The organism is Cognatishimia activa (assembly GCF_026016445.1).
Lineage (GTDB): Bacteria > Pseudomonadota > Alphaproteobacteria > Rhodobacterales > Rhodobacteraceae > Cognatishimia > Cognatishimia activa_B.
Genome location: NZ_CP096147.1, coordinates 2,934,013 through 2,949,297 on the forward strand (window position 1 = coordinate 2,934,013; position 15,285 = coordinate 2,949,297).

Below are 15,285 nucleotides of genomic sequence, written 5' to 3' on the forward strand. Positions count from 1 at the left end.
CGATTAACTCGTGCGCGATCTAAACTAAATTCATGGAAACCCGCATCGACGACCTCCTGTGCTTTTCATTGTTCCGCGCGCATCAGGCGATGGGGAAAGTGTACCGCACTTTGCTTGATCCATTGGGGCTGACCTACCCACAATATCTCGTTTTGGTATCGCTGTGGCAGTCTGATTCCAAAAGCGTCAAAGCGTTGGCTCAAGAGCTAAGCTTGGAGTCGAACACGCTCACACCTCTTTTGAAACGCGTGGAATCTGCCGGACTGATTGTGAGGCAGCGCAATCCCGAAGATGAGCGTTCGGTCATAGTGTCTCTCACGGAGCAGGGAAAAGCCCTGCAAAAAAAAGCCGAAAACGTAACTGGCTGTGTGATTGCTGCTTCTGGAATGACAATAGACGAGGCCAAAGACCTTAAGCGGGAAATTGATCACCTGAGCAGCGCGTTGGGCGCCGCTCAGCATACAACAGATTAACCTTGAGGGGTGACGGAAGGGCGCGCCTTTCCCCGTTTCAGACCCAACTGATGTTCGCGCCAAATAATGGCAATTCCAGCACCGATAATGACTGCGGACCCCCACAGGGTCGCTGACGTTGGGATTTCAGAGAATATAAAATATCCGATCAACACTGCGAAGATCATCGATGAATAGTCAAACGGTGCTAATAGAGAGGCCTCTGCGAAACGGTATCCGCTGGTCAGGAATATCTGAGCAATCCCGCCGATGAGACCGGCTCCGATGAGGAATGCAAACTCTGTTCCGGTCGGCATAACCCATCCAAAAGGAATGGTGCAAAGCCCAAGCAAGGTAGTCGTTAACGAGAAATAAAACACAATTGCTGAAGTCTGATCGGTTTGGACAAGTTTACGGATGTGAATTTGAGCCAGAGCTCGGAACGCAGCTGATCCTAGCGCAAACATAGCACCGAGAAGGGCAAGTGACTCTGCACCACCTTCGTCAAAGACGCTGATGCGCGGATACAGGATAATACCCACACCGACCAACCCGAAGGCAACCGCACTCAAACGGAACAAGCGAATCTTTTCACCTAATAAAACTGCGGCGAACACGACAATCAGAAGGGGTGATGCAAAACCAATTGCTGTGACTTCCGGAAACGGAAGTAAGCCAAGTCCTGCAAATCCCAGAGCCATAGCGGTTGTACCGATAACTCCTCGCCAAAAGTGCCCCCAGGGGTTGGTGACTTTTAGGCCTGTGCGTAATTCCCCTCGCTGTGCCAGCCAAATCAGAATGATTGGCATGGCAAAGAAAGCCCTGAAGAAAACGGCCTGCCAGGATGGCACGTGGTCTGTCGTTGCCTTAATCAGCGACGCCATAATCGCGAACAGAAACAAGGCAAAAACCTTGCACAAGATACCTTTGGTGGGGTTCATAACATGTCTCTTAAATTGCCTGCGGATCGTAACCTTCGCGGACAGATTGGCAAGAGGATGCGCCGTTTTTCCGTCTTGCGCCCTCCTCTTCAATTTGCAGATTAGGGCAACGCTTTTTGGAGAGCCCACGATGCCTGAGTCCAATCACCTCATTTCCCGATTGAAAACTGCCAGTTTCGGACGAGAGGGCGAAGTGTTCGCGTATTTGCAGGACGGTCGCGAAGTGACCTTTGGCGCATTGTTTGAAGGCGCGGCTAAAGCAGCCGGAGCCCTTGTGTCCATGGGCTTAAGTCCGGGGGACAGGGTTGCAGTCCAGGTGGAAAAGACAATGGAGTCCATACAACTCTATCTGGGTACTGTAATGGCCGGGGGTATCTTTTTGCCTCTGAACACCGCTTATACCGTTTCTGAATTGGACTACTTCCTTGGTGATGCAAAGCCACGTGTGGTGGTATGTGATCCGCAAAAATCCGATCCGATTAGGGCGATTGCCAGAGACGCAACGGTGGTCACGCTTGATAGGAAGGGGCAGGGTAGCTTTTCAGAGATTGTTTCAAGCTGTGTTCCGCTTGAACCTTTACCGCGTGATGCCGATGACTTGGCTGCAATCCTTTATACCTCCGGAACCACAGGGCGCTCCAAAGGTGCGATGTTGAGCCACAACAATCTGGCGTCCAATTCCGAGATGCTGCGGGATTATTGGCAATTCACGCAGGATGATGTTTTGATCCACGCATTACCGATCTTTCACACCCACGGTCTTTTCGTGGCCACAAACGTTGCCCTCTTAGCCGGGGCGTCGATCGTGTTCCTGCCGAAATTTGATGCTGATGCGATATTGGAGGCAATGCCGAAGGCAACTGCTTTGATGGGAGTGCCAACCTTCTACACGCGCCTTTTGGATGACACTCGACTGACCAAGGAACGTGCTGCCAACATGCGTCTCTTCATTTCTGGTTCGGCGCCTCTTTTGGTGGATACGCATGAGAAATGGGAGGAACGGACCGGTCACCGAATTCTGGAACGTTACGGTATGACAGAAACCAATATGAGCACATCAAACCCCTATGACGGAGACCGACGCGCGGGGACAGTTGGCTTTCCTTTACCGGGCGTTGAAGCGAAGATCATGTTGGATGGGAAGGAGCTTGAAACGGGCGAAACCGGTGTTCTTTGGGTGCGCGGGGCCAATGTATTTAAGGGCTACTGGAAAATGCCCGAAAAAACGGCTGAGGAACTCATGGAGGATGGCTGGTTCATCACTGGCGACCTCGCTCGGATTGATGCGGATGGCTATGTGACCATTGTTGGGCGTGAGAAAGACCTGGTGATTACCGGGGGCTTTAACGTTTATCCGAAAGAGGTCGAGAGTCTGATTGATGATATGGGTGGCGTGAAGGAAAGCGCCGTTATCGGTGTGCCGCACAAAGACTTTGGTGAAGGGGTCGTTGCCGTTGTGGTGACTGAGCAGCAGGGTACCACTGTAGAGGCCATCGCAGCTAAATTAGAGACAGAACTGGCGAAATTCAAACAGCCCAAAAGGATTGTCATCGTTGATGCATTGCCGCGCAATACGATGGGAAAAGTGCAGAAAAAAGCTTTGAGAGAAACCTACGCTAACCTCTTTGCCTAAGAGATTATTGCAGCAACTCAGCCCAGTGGCTTGGTAGCTCTGTGTCCATTTCTTTGGCGAGTTGCCTCAGATAGGCCAGCATCAATCGCGCACGTTTACGCGCAATCTTTCGTCCCTTTCGGGTGACCATTTCATTGGGAAGCTGCAGGAGTTTGAGGTGCCAGTGGTCGATTGACCAAAGCTGATCATCCAGTGTGCGATCTGCTGCGAAAGGATCTATTGGATCTGCGAGTGGGCGATCCATTTGGCCCGCCACCATGAATGTACGGGCGATACCAACTGCACCCAGCGCATCCAACCGATCGGCATCGCGTAGAATGATGGCTTCTGGTGATTTGGGCGGGATTCTTGCAGAGTAGCTGTGGGCTTTGATGGCGTGCTGAGCAGCAGTGATTTCATCCTCGGAGTAGCCAAGTCGCGCCAGAATAGGCTCCGCTTTTTCGGCAGACATTGTCGAGGCTTGTTTGCGCTTTGGATGATCTTTTGGCAGATTTACAAGGTCATGCAGATAGGCTGCAGCCAACAGAACCCGCAGATTTACATTGCCTTCGTCAATCGCAATGCGATGCGCTTGCGCCCAAACCCGGTCCAGATGCAAGACATCATGAGCCGGGTCTTGTTCCATTTCCTTGCGGATTACTTCGCGCAATTGCGCGCGCAGGTCTTCCATTAGCCAATGGTGCCTTGGTTTTCGCCGATCTGACCGCGATGCAGCAACAAATGATCCAGGATAACGCAAGCCATCATCGCTTCGGCGACTGGCACCGCACGTATGCCGACACATGGATCGTGACGACCCTTGGTGACCACTTCGATAGGTGAGCCATCAATGCGGATCGATTGGCGTGGTGTCAAAATGGAAGAAGTTGGTTTAACCGCGAAGCGCACAACAAGGTCTTGTCCAGTCGAGATGCCGCCCAAAATACCACCGGCATGGTTGGAAGAGTATTCAGGCCCATTTGGCCCCATAAAGATCTCGTCCGCGTTTTCCGTACCTTTCAGGCGCGCTGCGGCCATGCCTTCACCAATCTCGACACCTTTCACTGCGTTGATCGACATCATCGCAGCGGCCAAATCAGTGTCTAACTTGCCATAAACCGGCGCGCCAATGCCCGCTGGAACTCCGCGCGCGACAACTTCAATTTCCGCACCGACAGAGTCATGCGCCTTTCGCAGGGACTGCAAATAGGCTTCCCATTCAGCTGCTTTATCCGGGCCGTTTGGGATCCAGAAATCGTTCTGTTCAATCGCGTCCCAATCAAATGCTTCACGGTCGATTTCAACATCGCCCATGCGGGTCATATAGCCCTTGATCTCAACGCCTGGAGCCAGTGCTTTGATGGCTTCGCGCGCCACGCCGCCCGCGGCTACACGTGCGGCAGTCTCGCGTGCGGAACTGCGCCCACCACCGCGATAGTCACGGTTGCCATATTTCAGGTGATAGGTGATATCCGCGTGGCCAGGGCGAAAGGTCTGAGAAATCTCGCCATAGTCTCGGCTGCGCTGATCGGTATTTTCGATCATCAGCTGAATAGGCGTGCCAGTGGTTTTTCCGTCAAACACCCCCGACAGAATTTTCACCGCATCCGGTTCATTGCGTTGTGTTGTGTTTTTGTTCTGTCCGGGGCGGCGCTTGTCCAGCCAAACCTGCAGCATCTCTGGATCAACTGGAACATTTGGCGGGCAGCCATCTACGGTCGCGCCCAGCGCTAACCCGTGGCTCTCGCCCCAGGTGGTCACACGAAAAAGATGGCCAAATGAATTCACGGACATGCCAGATCTCCTATTTCAGAGACCCGTTTATCTGCAAAGTGTCAGAGGGGAAAGCCTTAGACGCAATGCCTACCCCGATTAGGTTGAACACGCGCACCTTACCCGAACTCCTGAGATATCTCCGAAGTTAGAAACGATGTTGATTTCCGCGGAATGGGGATGGAATTGGCGCGTGCCGCGTGAGGGGGTGCCACCAAGCGGAATGGTGATGGAGGCGCGGATGTGATTGGCTGATTCAAATATCCCTTCGGAACGACCAATTGAGGCATTGAAATGGATAGGCGCAGCACTATCTCCGGAAACCAAATATCCCAGACTCAGGCCGTATTCTTTGTCCGCATCCCCATCAAAGCTTTCATGGATAAAAAAGAACCCAGCATCCAACCCGTTGCCAAACGCGTACTGACCATTGATGCCAAAAACCTTGCTGGTTGTATCAAACTCATCCTGCCCTCGACCGACAAATCCCATGAGTTCAAAGTTATTTATGTACAACGAGCCTTGAAGACCAAAGTGGTTGATCTTTTCGTTTGAATACATGTCAGCGACGCGCGTTTGATCAAAGAACGCACCAAGACCGAAACTATCACTGATCTGATACTGCGCTAAGAAGCTCAAAACGGTCAGTCGATCAAAAAACAGCTCAGAATCTGCGTGATTGATGCCAAATGATAGGGTGACGTCTTCGCCTATTCCAATGCTTGTCCGCGCACCGATCTGAAGGTTGTCGACCTTGGCATCCGTCAGATCATTCAGCGACATCTTTCCGTATCCAAGAGTCAGCTCGCCTGATTTGAAGTCAAATGCGTCCGCGCCGGTTGCACCTAAAAAGAGCGCAGCCGCCATTGTCCAAGCTTTAAACATTTCTGTCCCCGTGTTCTCGCGTTTGGCAAGAGATGCTAAGGGGCAAACAGAGGGTTAATGAACATAATTCATAACCCCAGGCTGTTTCAGTTAACGCCGTGTTAATTATACCATAATGTCGAAACCGCTAGAGTTGAATCTCTCAATTCAGGCGTGTCATCGCTACTTTTCTGCAGGAGCGAGAAGAGCGGGTAAGACCAGTGATTGAGTATTCCATCCTACCAGAATCGACAGGTTTTGAACCTGAGGCACAGACAGGTCTGGCTTTTCCCCAGAGATCATTTCAAGTGTTTCAAACGCTTGTTGTGCTGTGTGTGCCTGCGCTGTCGGCGCAAAGGTTACAAGCGATATCATAGCTGCCGCCAAGAAGGGTGCGTAGGCCTTGCGAGTCATAGCAAATCCTTTCTGCAAAAATTGCCCTCGTACGACCGTCATGTGGGGGGCAGAGAAGAAAGAATCCAGAGGAAAGCCCTTGAATTCGTTTCACGTTTTCGGGAACGACCGAGAGCATTTTCGTGACCTATCGGCCCGAGCAAAAGCACTTTGAACTCTGATGCGGATTGTTTTACTCAGATGTGAGACGGCCCCGTGGCTCAACTGGATAGAGCAGCCCCCTCCTAAGGGGCAGGTTGCAGGTTCGAATCCTGCCGGGGTCGCCACCGATGCAATTTCTTACCTTCTGCCTAAAAAACCAAATGTCTGCGCAAAATGCAGAACAAAGACTGCGCAAAATGTTGGTTTGGCTGAGTGGATCTTGGTTAAACCATTGATTTAGAGGCGAAAATTGCCCAAGCGGATGTGTAGCTCCTACTAGCGTAATATTTTTGCTCAGCGACATCTCTCGCAAAGAGATGCTCGTATCTAAATTGACGGTAGCCTTTGATTGCAGCTTCAAGAGTGTATGCATGCGCAAAAAGGGCGGAAAGCTGCCCTTCGCTGCGGTTTGTGCCAAGGTCAGCTGTGCGGACAAAGCGAACCTACGCTGTGGTTGCGCCAATGACTGCGATGGAAACCGACGCCCGCGTGCCTTCAATCTTTGAGCCTAGGCTGCCATGACTGCCTCAAACGTTTTTTGCAGTTTCGCTGGCCGAATTTGGATTCGGCCCAGTGACAAGACGACCATCAACTACAGAGTGTCCTACCAGCGGGATCAAGGCCTTGCTTTAATTCAGGCCGCGGTCCTTGAGACCTTGTTCCAAGTTGTACGGCATCTATCGCTACACGCCAGCAATACCTTGGTCGAAATAGGCGAATCCGGTGCGCCTTTTCCCAACAAAAAGTACTTTCGTTGCTCAGGCATTTCTGAGCTTGGTGCGCAGCGGACGTTTGGCAAGCTTGCAGTCAAAGCGAAAAAGCCCGCCTTGTGAATTCACTCTATTTAGAGCGTGCAGAGTATGAAGATCGCGGGAAACGCCCGGCAATAGAAGCTGCCGTGTTTCGGGAAAACTGTTCATTCACGCTAAGGTGCAGCGTTGTGTGAACATATTCGTTTCTTGGCGCTACTTGCCCCGCCGGGCCCATTGGCGATGACCTGAGCCCCTGAATCTCCTCCAGTTTTGTGTAGAGTCCGCCCAACAAAAGGACGGACAAATGAAGCCCCGATTCACCGATGAACAGAGCATTCAGATGATCAAGGAACAGGAAGCTGGCGAGAAGACAGCGGATGTTTGCAGACGCTACGGGATCAGCCAAGGCACTTTCTATAAGTACAAAAGCAAATACGGCGGCATGGAACCCTCGGATGCGAAGAAGCTTCGAGCATTGGAAGCTGAGAACGCCAAGCTGAAGAAGCTGTTGGCTGAACAGATGCTGGACAATTCCATGCTTCGGGATGTGAACGCAAAAAAGTGGTGACGCCCGATGCCAAGCGGAAAACGGTGGCTCATCTGATGGAGGTTCATCAGGTAAGCCAGCGTCGGGCGTGTTCTGCTCTCGATGTGGATCGATCGATGGTACGATATCAATCGAGCCGGGCCGATGATTCGGCGTTAGGAAACCTGACGCCCAGAGAATTTGCTGAGAAACCAAACATGGACAAACTGGCCGCGTAGTACCATTAACCCAACCCCAAGGACTCTCCGCCCGGTGGAGGAAACTTGGGGCTCAGGTCAGCGACTTCATCGTGAGCGTCACATTGCCAAACACTTCAGAATCATGACCTGTTGTTGCAATAAGATTTGTATCTGACGCTCAAAAGCTCTTTTCGAAACTCACCCGTAAGTGGCTGTCGCGGCTCAGTCCATAGACAAGATCTTGCGGGTTGGCGCCTTGCCAAAGAATTGCTTCGGCCTTTGCAACCAGACCATCCATTACCCTGTGTTCAAATCCCAACCTCCACGCAGATGTGTCGAATGAAAGGTCCTGCTGATAGCCGATCTCAAATTGCGTGTCCGCGGTGTTTTGAAGGCTCCAGCGAATGCCCGCATATAGATCGTTCTGATTGTTCTGCCATGCTTGCTTATCACGTTCATCCCAAGCGTATTCGACAGCTACGGTAATATCGCTAGGTGACCCGAAAACCCCATAAAACGAGTGCTCGGCACCGACAGATATCGCCCAACCGTCGCTGCGTACACCAGTGCGATCAAGTTGATTGCTGGTGTGGCGAAGCTCAACTTTTGCAGCGCTGGACCCAAAGGTTACCTGTGCGTCGAAACCGGCCTGCTGCACCCATGCATAATACGGAGCAAAGGCTGAGCCAACGGAGACGATCGCCGCTTCGCGTGTCGGGCCGATATAGCCGTAAATGCCAACGTCTGTGATCCCGATGCTTGCCTCATAGCGCAGCGCGACGGCATGCGTGTTTTGATTTTTCTCAAACTGGGCATCGCCTGTGATTGGAAGGCGGGATCTCAGGCGGCTTTCGGCACTTGGATAGCGCGACGGCAGTGGGCGCGGGACAACAACCGAGGTTAACACGCCAGGTCCTAGCGGCAGATCCCAACGGAGCATTGGTTGACCCAAGGTTGTCCCACCGCTGGGATCAAAGCGATAGTCGCGCGGGTTGATCACATCCGATAGCCTTGCGAATTCGCTTTTCGACCAAATCAAAGAGTCATAGCCAAAGCTGAGCATTGAAGCCGCGATCTGTTGATCCAGGCTGAGCCTGTTGACCCGACCAAACGCAATGCTGTTTTCGCCACCTGACCAGCCACCGGTACCGTCAAATGACAACGTCAGAGTGTCTGACAGTTCAAGCCGGCCAATCATATCCAAGGCGATGCGGCTTGGATTATTCGTTTGTTGCGGCGACAGAGCATCCTCGGCGAAGGCATATGCTTCCACCCGTAGGGTCGCGCTGAGATCTGACTGCGCACTGACAGCTTGCGCGCAGGCTAATATAGACCACGCGACGAACCCGGTTCGAACGGGCGGCATCACTTATCGAGCCTTTGCGGCGATAGTTCAGTGCTTGAGACACTTACGCCGAACTTATAGCCTGACCACTTCAATATCGTTCGCTTGCCTGTTTGAAGGTTGAGCATGTCTAGCTGGTCGGGACGCCAATGACCGCCGTAATTCTTGAAACCGGTGCCGGTCATCCGCTTTTCTAGCTTGCCGCGCTTGTTGAAATACTCTGTCTGAAAAACTCTATATTCTTGCGTGTCGAGCCAAAGAATACGCTGCTTATAGCCGGATTTTTTGTTCTTGGGATAAGCGGCGACCACATGGCAGGATAGCTTTGTATTGACCGGGCAGGACTCGTCGCGCAGCCAGCCATAGGTGTTATCCTGGAGTTCGCTGCCCCCCATATCCTCATAACTGAATTCAGATGACAGGAATTTGCCTGATCGGTTCCCCGAAGAAATGCGGCGCGCCTTGCGCGTGGCAGGCAGATACAGCCACTGATGGTCATCCTTGGGTTCAACATTGCCATGTGTCAGCAACACGGTTCCCTTCACGTCCGCTGGAGTGGCAAAGGTCAGGCGGGAATTGTCCCCCTTGCTATGCGACGGGCGTTCCGTACGCACCAGTCGAAATGCGCGGGACGCCGAAGTGCTGGATCCACTTTGTAGGATCATTTCGCCGTTCACTCGCACTGTCCGCCATCCTGCATCGCGGCGATCCTGTTCTTGCATTATGCGCAGACCTTTGGCGGTATCAGCGGCATTGGAGGACGTCGCAGGTGCGAGAGCGGCGAGAACCAGCGCCAAAACGCCTATTCGCAGACGACCAGTTGCCGAAATAGATGAACAATTCATGATTTCTCTCCCAAAACTGTCAGTTCTTCTGTTGAGATGGGCCGATCGCGCCGGGCAAGCGCGCTCAAAAGGACGGGCAAAAGAAACAGGTCGGCCAAAACGGCAAACCCAACCGTGCATGCCGTTAGAAGGGCCATATCGCTGTTCAGGGCAAAGCCCGAAAACGACATCACAAAGAATCCAGCCATCAGGCTGAGTGACGTGATGAGTACGGGACGACCCACCTCGCTAACTGCGGCAACGGAGGCTTCTTGGTTGGATTTACCCGCGCGACGGTTGCGGTTGAAAGCCATCATCATATGGATTGTGTCATCCACTACGATGCCAAAGGTCATGGCGGCCACGACAGAGATCGCAAGCGTTACCTGACCACTTATGAAGCCCCACAACCCAAAGGCCAACGCAGCAGGCAATAGGTTCGGTACAAGGCTGATAAGAGCCAACCGGGGATTGCGCAGCAAAACCATCATAGCGACAGAGACCAGCGCAAGCGCGAGTAGTGTTCCCATCACCATGGCCTTTGCGTCTCGAAATGCGATCAGGGTAAAGACATGAGCAATCCCAGTAGGATCAGCGCTAAGCAAAGGTGCATTTGCCGCAATCCAAACCGCGGCCTTTTCTTCGAAGTGGCGGGTGTCGGCTGTGGTGACATTTTGCAGCACTACCGTGGCTCTAAGCGCGCTTTTGTCCATTGAAAGCCGGTCCGAAAGATCCATGCCGTAGCCCAGCGACATTTCGTAAAGTAGGACATATTGCGCAGTGCTCGCGCGCGCGTCCGGCAGACGATAGGCCGCTGCTTCGTCCTCGTTCATGTTCATCGACAACTGCTTTATCGTGTCCGTGACAGACTGGACTGATACAACATTCGGCTGGGTGCGCGCCCAGGCGACAAACGCGTCAACCTGCGTGAGAAAAGCCGGGTTATAGACACCTTCGGGCTGTCCAGAATCGAATGGATACTCAAGAGTGCGTAGTCCAGTCAGATTTTCCTCAATCTGGTCCGTATCGCGCCGAAATTGAAAACTCTCGTCGAAATAGGCAACAAAATCATCTTCGAATTGCAGTCTGGCAATGCCCGGGATGATAGCGCTCACGATCAATGCACTGACCAGCAAAACCACGATTTTGTGGTCCAAGGTCCATTGGGCCAGAATGGTCAGTCCCCTATGATGGTGCCTAGCTCCAACCGAGCGAGGGGGCCAGATTACTACCAGTGCCGGCACCAGAGTCAGGATTAACAGCAGTGCCACGAACAGCCCGGCAGCAACAGCATTACCCAATTGCCAAAAAGGTGGTGAGATTGAGAAATTCAGCGCCAGGAAGCCGATGATCGTCGTAATCAGGGATAAGGTGATCGATGGTGCCAGTCGCTGCAATGCATCAGCGACGGCGTTTTGGCGTGCGTACTGATCGGTTGCTGACAGGCCTTCGGTTGCAGAACCGGTGGCGGACAAAAGATGTGTCACCCCAGCCACGCTTAGTGTCAGGATGATCAACGGCGCCATGACGGTCGCAGTATTCAGCGGCACTCCCGCCCAGCACAATGCGGATATGCCAGATAAGGCTGAGATCAACGAGACCGTCAACGCAATCGCCGCGCCGCGGAAAGAGCGGAGCGACAGGCCGAGTATCAACATGGCGACGAACACCATTGCAGGCAGCAATGTCTTAAGATCCTGGCGAGCAGCCAATGTAAATGATGCATTCATTGCCGCGGTGCCTGACACAAGGATTTCGATCTCTGGGAACTCGGCCTCGATTTCTTGCTCTAACTCCAGCATCGCGCGATAGGCTTCAGGGGCTTCGTTACGCAGATCAAGACCTGGCAACATAAACAGAACTCGTACTTGAGTCATGCTGGCATCAGGATTGAGCAGGCTGCCTACGATTTCAGGTCGTTGCAGTGCGCGGGCGCGGGCGACATCCAGCTCAGCCTGGTCGGCGTTGAGTGGATCGGGCACAAGATCACCAACGAGAACCGCATCGTCTTCGGCCCGCGAGTCCTGAAAGGTAATCACCGAGTCTATGCGGCGCACGTAGGGAAGATACCAGGCTCGTTCAACGACCTCATGTACTGCGCGGATGGCGTCGGGAGTGAAGACATCACCCGATTTTGCGGCGATCGCGATGATACCACTATCTTCACGCACGAAGGCTTCTTCAAAGTCGTCCAAGGCGATCTTGTCAGGATTCCCATCCGAAAAGAACACCCGCAAATCGGGACTCATTCCGATGTATTGTAAGCCAGTCGCTGCTATGGAGACCAACAGCAGGGTCGCTGCAAGGATTGCTCGAGGGTGAGAGACTACCAGCTGAGCTGCGTTGCGCTTAGGCATGGTGCTGATCTCCGATTGCAGAGGGAAGCTCAGTTTGCGGAATGGCCATTGGACGGGATGACAGATACAATTCTACTTGGGCCATCACGCGTTCTGCATCGCGGGGGGCGCCAAGAACCAGTTCTGAGGCACGACTGGTCAACCAACGGCGCCCGGCCACAAACAAGCCCGGCACATCGGTCTTGCCGCGTCCATCGGTGTACCAGCTGTCCAATTTGCCCGTAGCAAAAGTATTGAATGGACTGTTTTCATTATAACCGACACACCAGACGATGTGATCAAAATGACAGGCGGAACCGCCCTCGAAGTTGGCCTGCCCGCAAGGTTTTCCTGTCCCATCCAGCGATGCCAGAGTGCCGATTAATTTTGCCCTCTGCACGACGCCCGCCTGCTTTAGAGACGCGTCGCCCAGTGTTTTTTTGTTTGGAACCGGATTTAGCTTTCGCAAAAGACGGGCACGAAATGTGTCGCGATCTGCGCGCAGCAGGCGCGCGGACAGCAGCCAGGCAAACAAACTGCGTCCCAACAGGTGCGCAGGTGCTAGTCGGCGTCCTGCGCCGGAAAGTGTGGTCTCATATCCTTTAGCAGCAAAGTCCAGTGCCGTCTGGCGACCGCTGGCTCCATCTCCCACCACAAGCACCCGCGCGCCGGGCGCAGGGAGTGATTGCCAAAAGTCACGCGCGGTACCTTGTGTCGTGCATTGACGGATGGGTTCTGCCAGCGAGGCAGGAACAAGAGGCTCTTGGTTGGATCCATTTGCCAAAACGACAGTGTGAGACCGGAGCGTAGTGCCATCGGCCAATTGCACAACGAACAAACCCGCGTTGCGCGAGAGGTTGGTTACGGTACTTCCGGTGCGAAGGGGAAGATCAAATGTGATCGCGTATTGGGCAAAATAACGTGCCATTTCAGAACTGGAGGGGTAGTCAGTTGCTGGCCCCTCAATCAAATCCAACCCTGGTAACTTAGAAAGCGCGCGCGGTGTGAACAGCAAATGCTCCGGGGCTCGACGGGACCATTCAGCTCCGGCCGCCTCACCGCGCTCAAGGATCATGAAATTTAGCCCAGTGTGCTGAGCCAGCCGTCCGGCAGACAATCCGGCTTGTCCCGCGCCAATAATCAGACAGTCGAGAATACGTTCATTCTTGGGCATGTGGTACCCTCTGCATCTGGCCGATAAAATCGGCCAATGCATTAATCGTGGGATAGTTGAAGGCCAGCTCCGGCTCGAGTTCGATGTCCAATCGCTCTTCGATCAATGTCACTAGATTGACCATGGCCAAAGAATCCAGTCCGAAAGACGTCAAGGACGCGTCGCGATTCACCGTTGCGGGTCGCGTGCCGCTGCTGGTCTCGACGATATCGGCTAGTGCATCCGCAAGGATTTCAGCAAGAGCGGGCTGCGTGATCGTATCAGGCATGAAGTATTCCAGTTTGGGTTGCGTGGGTAGAAAAGGCTTCGTCAATTTCGCCGCGTTTGAGCGCGGCCTTCAGCCCAAAGCGAGAAATTTTACCGCTGGTGGTGCGCGGTAGGGTATTGCTGCGCAAAAGCAGAACTTGCGCCGGCACTATGCCCAAGTGATCCAAAATGCGTCCTGCGATATCGGTTCGCAATGCGTCCGGATCCAGATCGCGCATCGAGGCGGCAGGTATTTCCTGCGCAACAACCAGTGACTCCGTTCCATCTGTTGATGTCAGACCTATGGCGGCACAGGAATTGGCGCCAGCACGTGGAGTACAGGATTCGCTTAGCGTCTCGATATCGGTTGGATAAAGGTTGCGTCCACGCAAAATGATGAGATCTTTCTTGCGACCGGTGACGAATAGTTCTCCGTCCCAAAGAAAGCCAAGATCTCCAGTGCGCGCGAGCCCAGTATGGGGCGTTTTGCCCCAATATCCGACGCATACGTTGGCGCCGCCAACTGTGATCTCACCTTCGACACCTTCAGGGCAGTCCCGCCCTTGCTCATCAAGGATGCGCAGATCCAAGCCAGTAGCAGGATATCCGCATGCAACAAGTTCAGTTGTACCCTTGTAGGCAATTGGACCGTCTAACTCTGGTCGCAAGGTGCGGATGCGCGAGCTGCGCGGATGCGCGGACACCATCAAGGTTGCTTCGGCCAGTCCATAGGTTGGCATGGGTGCCGTTTCGGCCAACCCACAAGCGGCAAGTGATTTCACAAACCTGTCGAGCACATCAGCATTGATCGGCTCCGAGCCACACATCAGTGTGGTAACACAGCTCAGATCTAGCCCTTCCAAGTCGCCTGGGCGTAACCGATCTAGGACGTAAGAGAACCCGAAATTTGGAGCAACAGACCCATGGGCGCGGTACTCGGATAGCGCCTGCAACCAACGAATTGGGCGCTGAACGAATTCCAACGGTGACATGTAGGTGGTTTGAATGCCTGCGAAGATGGGCAAGAGCATAGTGCCGATCAAGCCCATATCATGGAACTGCGGCAGCCAGCTAACTATGCGACTATGGGTGTGGCCAATAGCGTTTTGGATTTGCGTAAGATTGACCGTCAGGTTCTCATGGCTGACGATCACGCCCTTTGGCTGGCCGGTCGAACCGCTTGTATACTGCAAAAAGCAAATGTCACTTGGCGCAGCGCAGGGAAGCGTAGCATCATCGTCTCCCTCGGCAAGGGTGGCGTGCTCTACTGCCAAACAACCTTCGGGAACCGCGCAAGTCAGGCCCACGCTGTTCAGGGATGGGCTGACAAGCAGCCGCGCATCGCAATCCTTGCCAATTGCTGCGATACGTTCTCCGTTGCGCGCATTGCTTCCGAGGCTGACGGGAACGGCAATCCGTCCAGCATAAAGACACCCCAGAAACGCAATGACAAATGCATTGCTCGACGGATAGGCCAGAAGCACCCGATCATGTGGCTTCGTCAATGTGCAAAGGGTCCGGGCGAAGCGTTGTGCAGCCTGCTGTAGATCAGCAAATCCCAATTCATCATGTGGTTTTTCGCGAAATCCCAACCGCCGCAGCATGATCGCATTTGGGCGATCCCTGGCGTGATGATCTAGCGCATTGAGCAACGTGGGAAAGAGAGTGGGAAACTGTTGCATCCG

Annotated in this window: 13 protein-coding genes, 1 tRNA gene and 1 pseudogene; 4 read left to right on the plus strand and 11 right to left on the minus strand. The window is 53.4% G+C overall.

All coding sequences use genetic code 11. From position 1 onward, the window contains the following. The first annotated feature begins 32 nt into the window (after window positions 1–32). Window positions 33–473: a MarR family winged helix-turn-helix transcriptional regulator gene (locus M0D42_RS14630; protein WP_265019346.1), complete on the plus strand. Its 441-nt coding sequence runs from the start codon at window positions 33–35 to the stop codon at window positions 471–473. Here M0D42_RS14630 and M0D42_RS14635 read toward each other — a convergent pair. Then, on the minus strand, window positions 470–1,393 hold the full coding sequence (locus tag M0D42_RS14635; RefSeq protein ID WP_265021169.1) for a DMT family transporter: 924 nt from the start codon (window positions 1,391–1,393) through the stop codon (window positions 470–472). The two genes, M0D42_RS14630 and M0D42_RS14635, sit on opposite strands and share 4 nt — an antisense overlap. A gap of 130 nt (window positions 1,394–1,523) precedes the next feature. Between M0D42_RS14635 and M0D42_RS14640 the strand changes: the two genes are divergently transcribed. Then, complete coding sequence (locus M0D42_RS14640) at window positions 1,524–3,026, plus strand: malonate--CoA ligase (protein ID WP_265019347.1); 1,503 nt, start codon at window positions 1,524–1,526, stop codon at window positions 3,024–3,026. A gap of 4 nt (window positions 3,027–3,030) precedes the next feature. On the opposite strand, the gene M0D42_RS14645 is transcribed toward M0D42_RS14640, so the two are convergent. The 4 genes from M0D42_RS14645 to M0D42_RS14660 form a co-directional block, all read right to left on the minus strand. Beyond that, window positions 3,031–3,696 carry an HD domain-containing protein gene (locus M0D42_RS14645; protein ID WP_265019348.1) on the minus strand — a complete coding sequence of 222 codons (666 nt, stop codon included), beginning with the start codon at window positions 3,694–3,696 and terminating at the stop codon, window positions 3,031–3,033. Next, window positions 3,696–4,799, minus strand: a complete 1,104-nt coding sequence (aroC, locus tag M0D42_RS14650; RefSeq protein ID WP_265019349.1) for a chorismate synthase — start codon at window positions 4,797–4,799, stop codon at window positions 3,696–3,698. The genes M0D42_RS14645 and aroC overlap by 1 nt, the downstream gene beginning before the upstream one ends. Before the next feature lie 78 nt (window positions 4,800–4,877). Beyond that, window positions 4,878–5,663: a hypothetical protein gene (locus tag M0D42_RS14655; RefSeq protein WP_265019350.1), complete on the minus strand. Its 786-nt coding sequence runs from the start codon at window positions 5,661–5,663 to the stop codon at window positions 4,878–4,880. Window positions 5,664–5,825: 162 nt separating this feature from the next. Next, complete coding sequence (locus tag M0D42_RS14660; RefSeq protein ID WP_265019351.1) at window positions 5,826–6,056, minus strand: hypothetical protein; 231 nt, start codon at window positions 6,054–6,056, stop codon at window positions 5,826–5,828. Between the two features lie 189 nt (window positions 6,057–6,245). On the opposite strand from M0D42_RS14660, the gene M0D42_RS14665 reads away from it, so the two are divergent. Next, window positions 6,246–6,322 (plus strand) — tRNA-Arg (locus tag M0D42_RS14665). Between the two features lie 931 nt (window positions 6,323–7,253). Next, a pseudogene (locus tag M0D42_RS14670) lies at window positions 7,254–7,654 on the plus strand (transposase); the annotation flags it as partial. Between the two features lie 199 nt (window positions 7,655–7,853). Here the strand turns inward: M0D42_RS14670 and M0D42_RS14675 are convergent. Genes M0D42_RS14675 through M0D42_RS14700 form a run of 6 tightly spaced genes read right to left on the minus strand, consistent with a single transcriptional unit; the run spans window position 7,854 to window position 15,282 of the window. Beyond that, the gene (locus M0D42_RS14675) at window positions 7,854–9,044 is read right to left on the minus strand and encodes a hypothetical protein (RefSeq protein ID WP_265019352.1); all 1,191 of its coding nucleotides are present in this window, start codon (window positions 9,042–9,044) and stop codon (window positions 7,854–7,856) included. Then, window positions 9,041–9,865 carry an outer membrane lipoprotein-sorting protein gene (locus M0D42_RS14680; protein ID WP_265019353.1) on the minus strand — a complete coding sequence of 275 codons (825 nt, stop codon included), beginning with the start codon at window positions 9,863–9,865 and terminating at the stop codon, window positions 9,041–9,043. Before M0D42_RS14680 ends, M0D42_RS14675 begins: the two co-directional genes overlap by 4 nt. Continuing rightward, a complete protein-coding gene (locus tag M0D42_RS14685) occupies window positions 9,862–12,201 on the minus strand; it encodes an efflux RND transporter permease subunit (RefSeq protein WP_265019354.1) in 2,340 nt (779 codons plus the stop codon). The genes M0D42_RS14680 and M0D42_RS14685 overlap by 4 nt, the downstream gene beginning before the upstream one ends. Next, complete coding sequence (locus tag M0D42_RS14690) at window positions 12,194–13,354, minus strand: NAD(P)-binding domain-containing protein (protein ID WP_265019355.1); 1,161 nt, start codon at window positions 13,352–13,354, stop codon at window positions 12,194–12,196. The genes M0D42_RS14685 and M0D42_RS14690 overlap by 8 nt, the downstream gene beginning before the upstream one ends. Beyond that, window positions 13,341–13,622, minus strand: a complete 282-nt coding sequence (locus M0D42_RS14695; protein WP_265019356.1) for an acyl carrier protein — start codon at window positions 13,620–13,622, stop codon at window positions 13,341–13,343. Before M0D42_RS14695 ends, M0D42_RS14690 begins: the two co-directional genes overlap by 14 nt. Beyond that, window positions 13,615–15,282: a fatty acyl-AMP ligase gene (locus M0D42_RS14700; RefSeq protein ID WP_265019357.1), complete on the minus strand. Its 1,668-nt coding sequence runs from the start codon at window positions 15,280–15,282 to the stop codon at window positions 13,615–13,617. Before M0D42_RS14700 ends, M0D42_RS14695 begins: the two co-directional genes overlap by 8 nt. Window positions 15,283–15,285: the final 3 nt, after the last annotated feature.

Coding starts and splice junctions, on each gene's coding strand:
- M0D42_RS14635 (WP_265021169.1), bottom strand. CDS start 1,393: ATGAACCCCACCAAAGGTATCTTGTGCAAGGTTTTTGCCTTGTTTCTG.
- M0D42_RS14680 (WP_265019353.1), bottom strand. CDS start 9,865: ATGAATTGTTCATCTATTTCGGCAACTGGTCGTCTGCGAATAGGCGTT.
- M0D42_RS14640 (WP_265019347.1), top strand. CDS start 1,524: ATGCCTGAGTCCAATCACCTCATTTCCCGATTGAAAACTGCCAGTTTC.
- M0D42_RS14630 (WP_265019346.1), top strand. CDS start 33: ATGGAAACCCGCATCGACGACCTCCTGTGCTTTTCATTGTTCCGCGCG.
- M0D42_RS14700 (WP_265019357.1), bottom strand. CDS start 15,282: ATGCAACAGTTTCCCACTCTCTTTCCCACGTTGCTCAATGCGCTAGAT.
- M0D42_RS14660 (WP_265019351.1), bottom strand. CDS start 6,056: ATGACTCGCAAGGCCTACGCACCCTTCTTGGCGGCAGCTATGATATCG.
- M0D42_RS14655 (WP_265019350.1), bottom strand. CDS start 5,663: ATGTTTAAAGCTTGGACAATGGCGGCTGCGCTCTTTTTAGGTGCAACC.
- M0D42_RS14690 (WP_265019355.1), bottom strand. CDS start 13,354: ATGCCCAAGAATGAACGTATTCTCGACTGTCTGATTATTGGCGCGGGA.
- aroC (WP_265019349.1), bottom strand. CDS start 4,799: ATGTCCGTGAATTCATTTGGCCATCTTTTTCGTGTGACCACCTGGGGC.
- M0D42_RS14695 (WP_265019356.1), bottom strand. CDS start 13,622: ATGCCTGATACGATCACGCAGCCCGCTCTTGCTGAAATCCTTGCGGAT.
- M0D42_RS14645 (WP_265019348.1), bottom strand. CDS start 3,696: ATGGAAGACCTGCGCGCGCAATTGCGCGAAGTAATCCGCAAGGAAATG.
- M0D42_RS14685 (WP_265019354.1), bottom strand. CDS start 12,201: ATGCCTAAGCGCAACGCAGCTCAGCTGGTAGTCTCTCACCCTCGAGCA.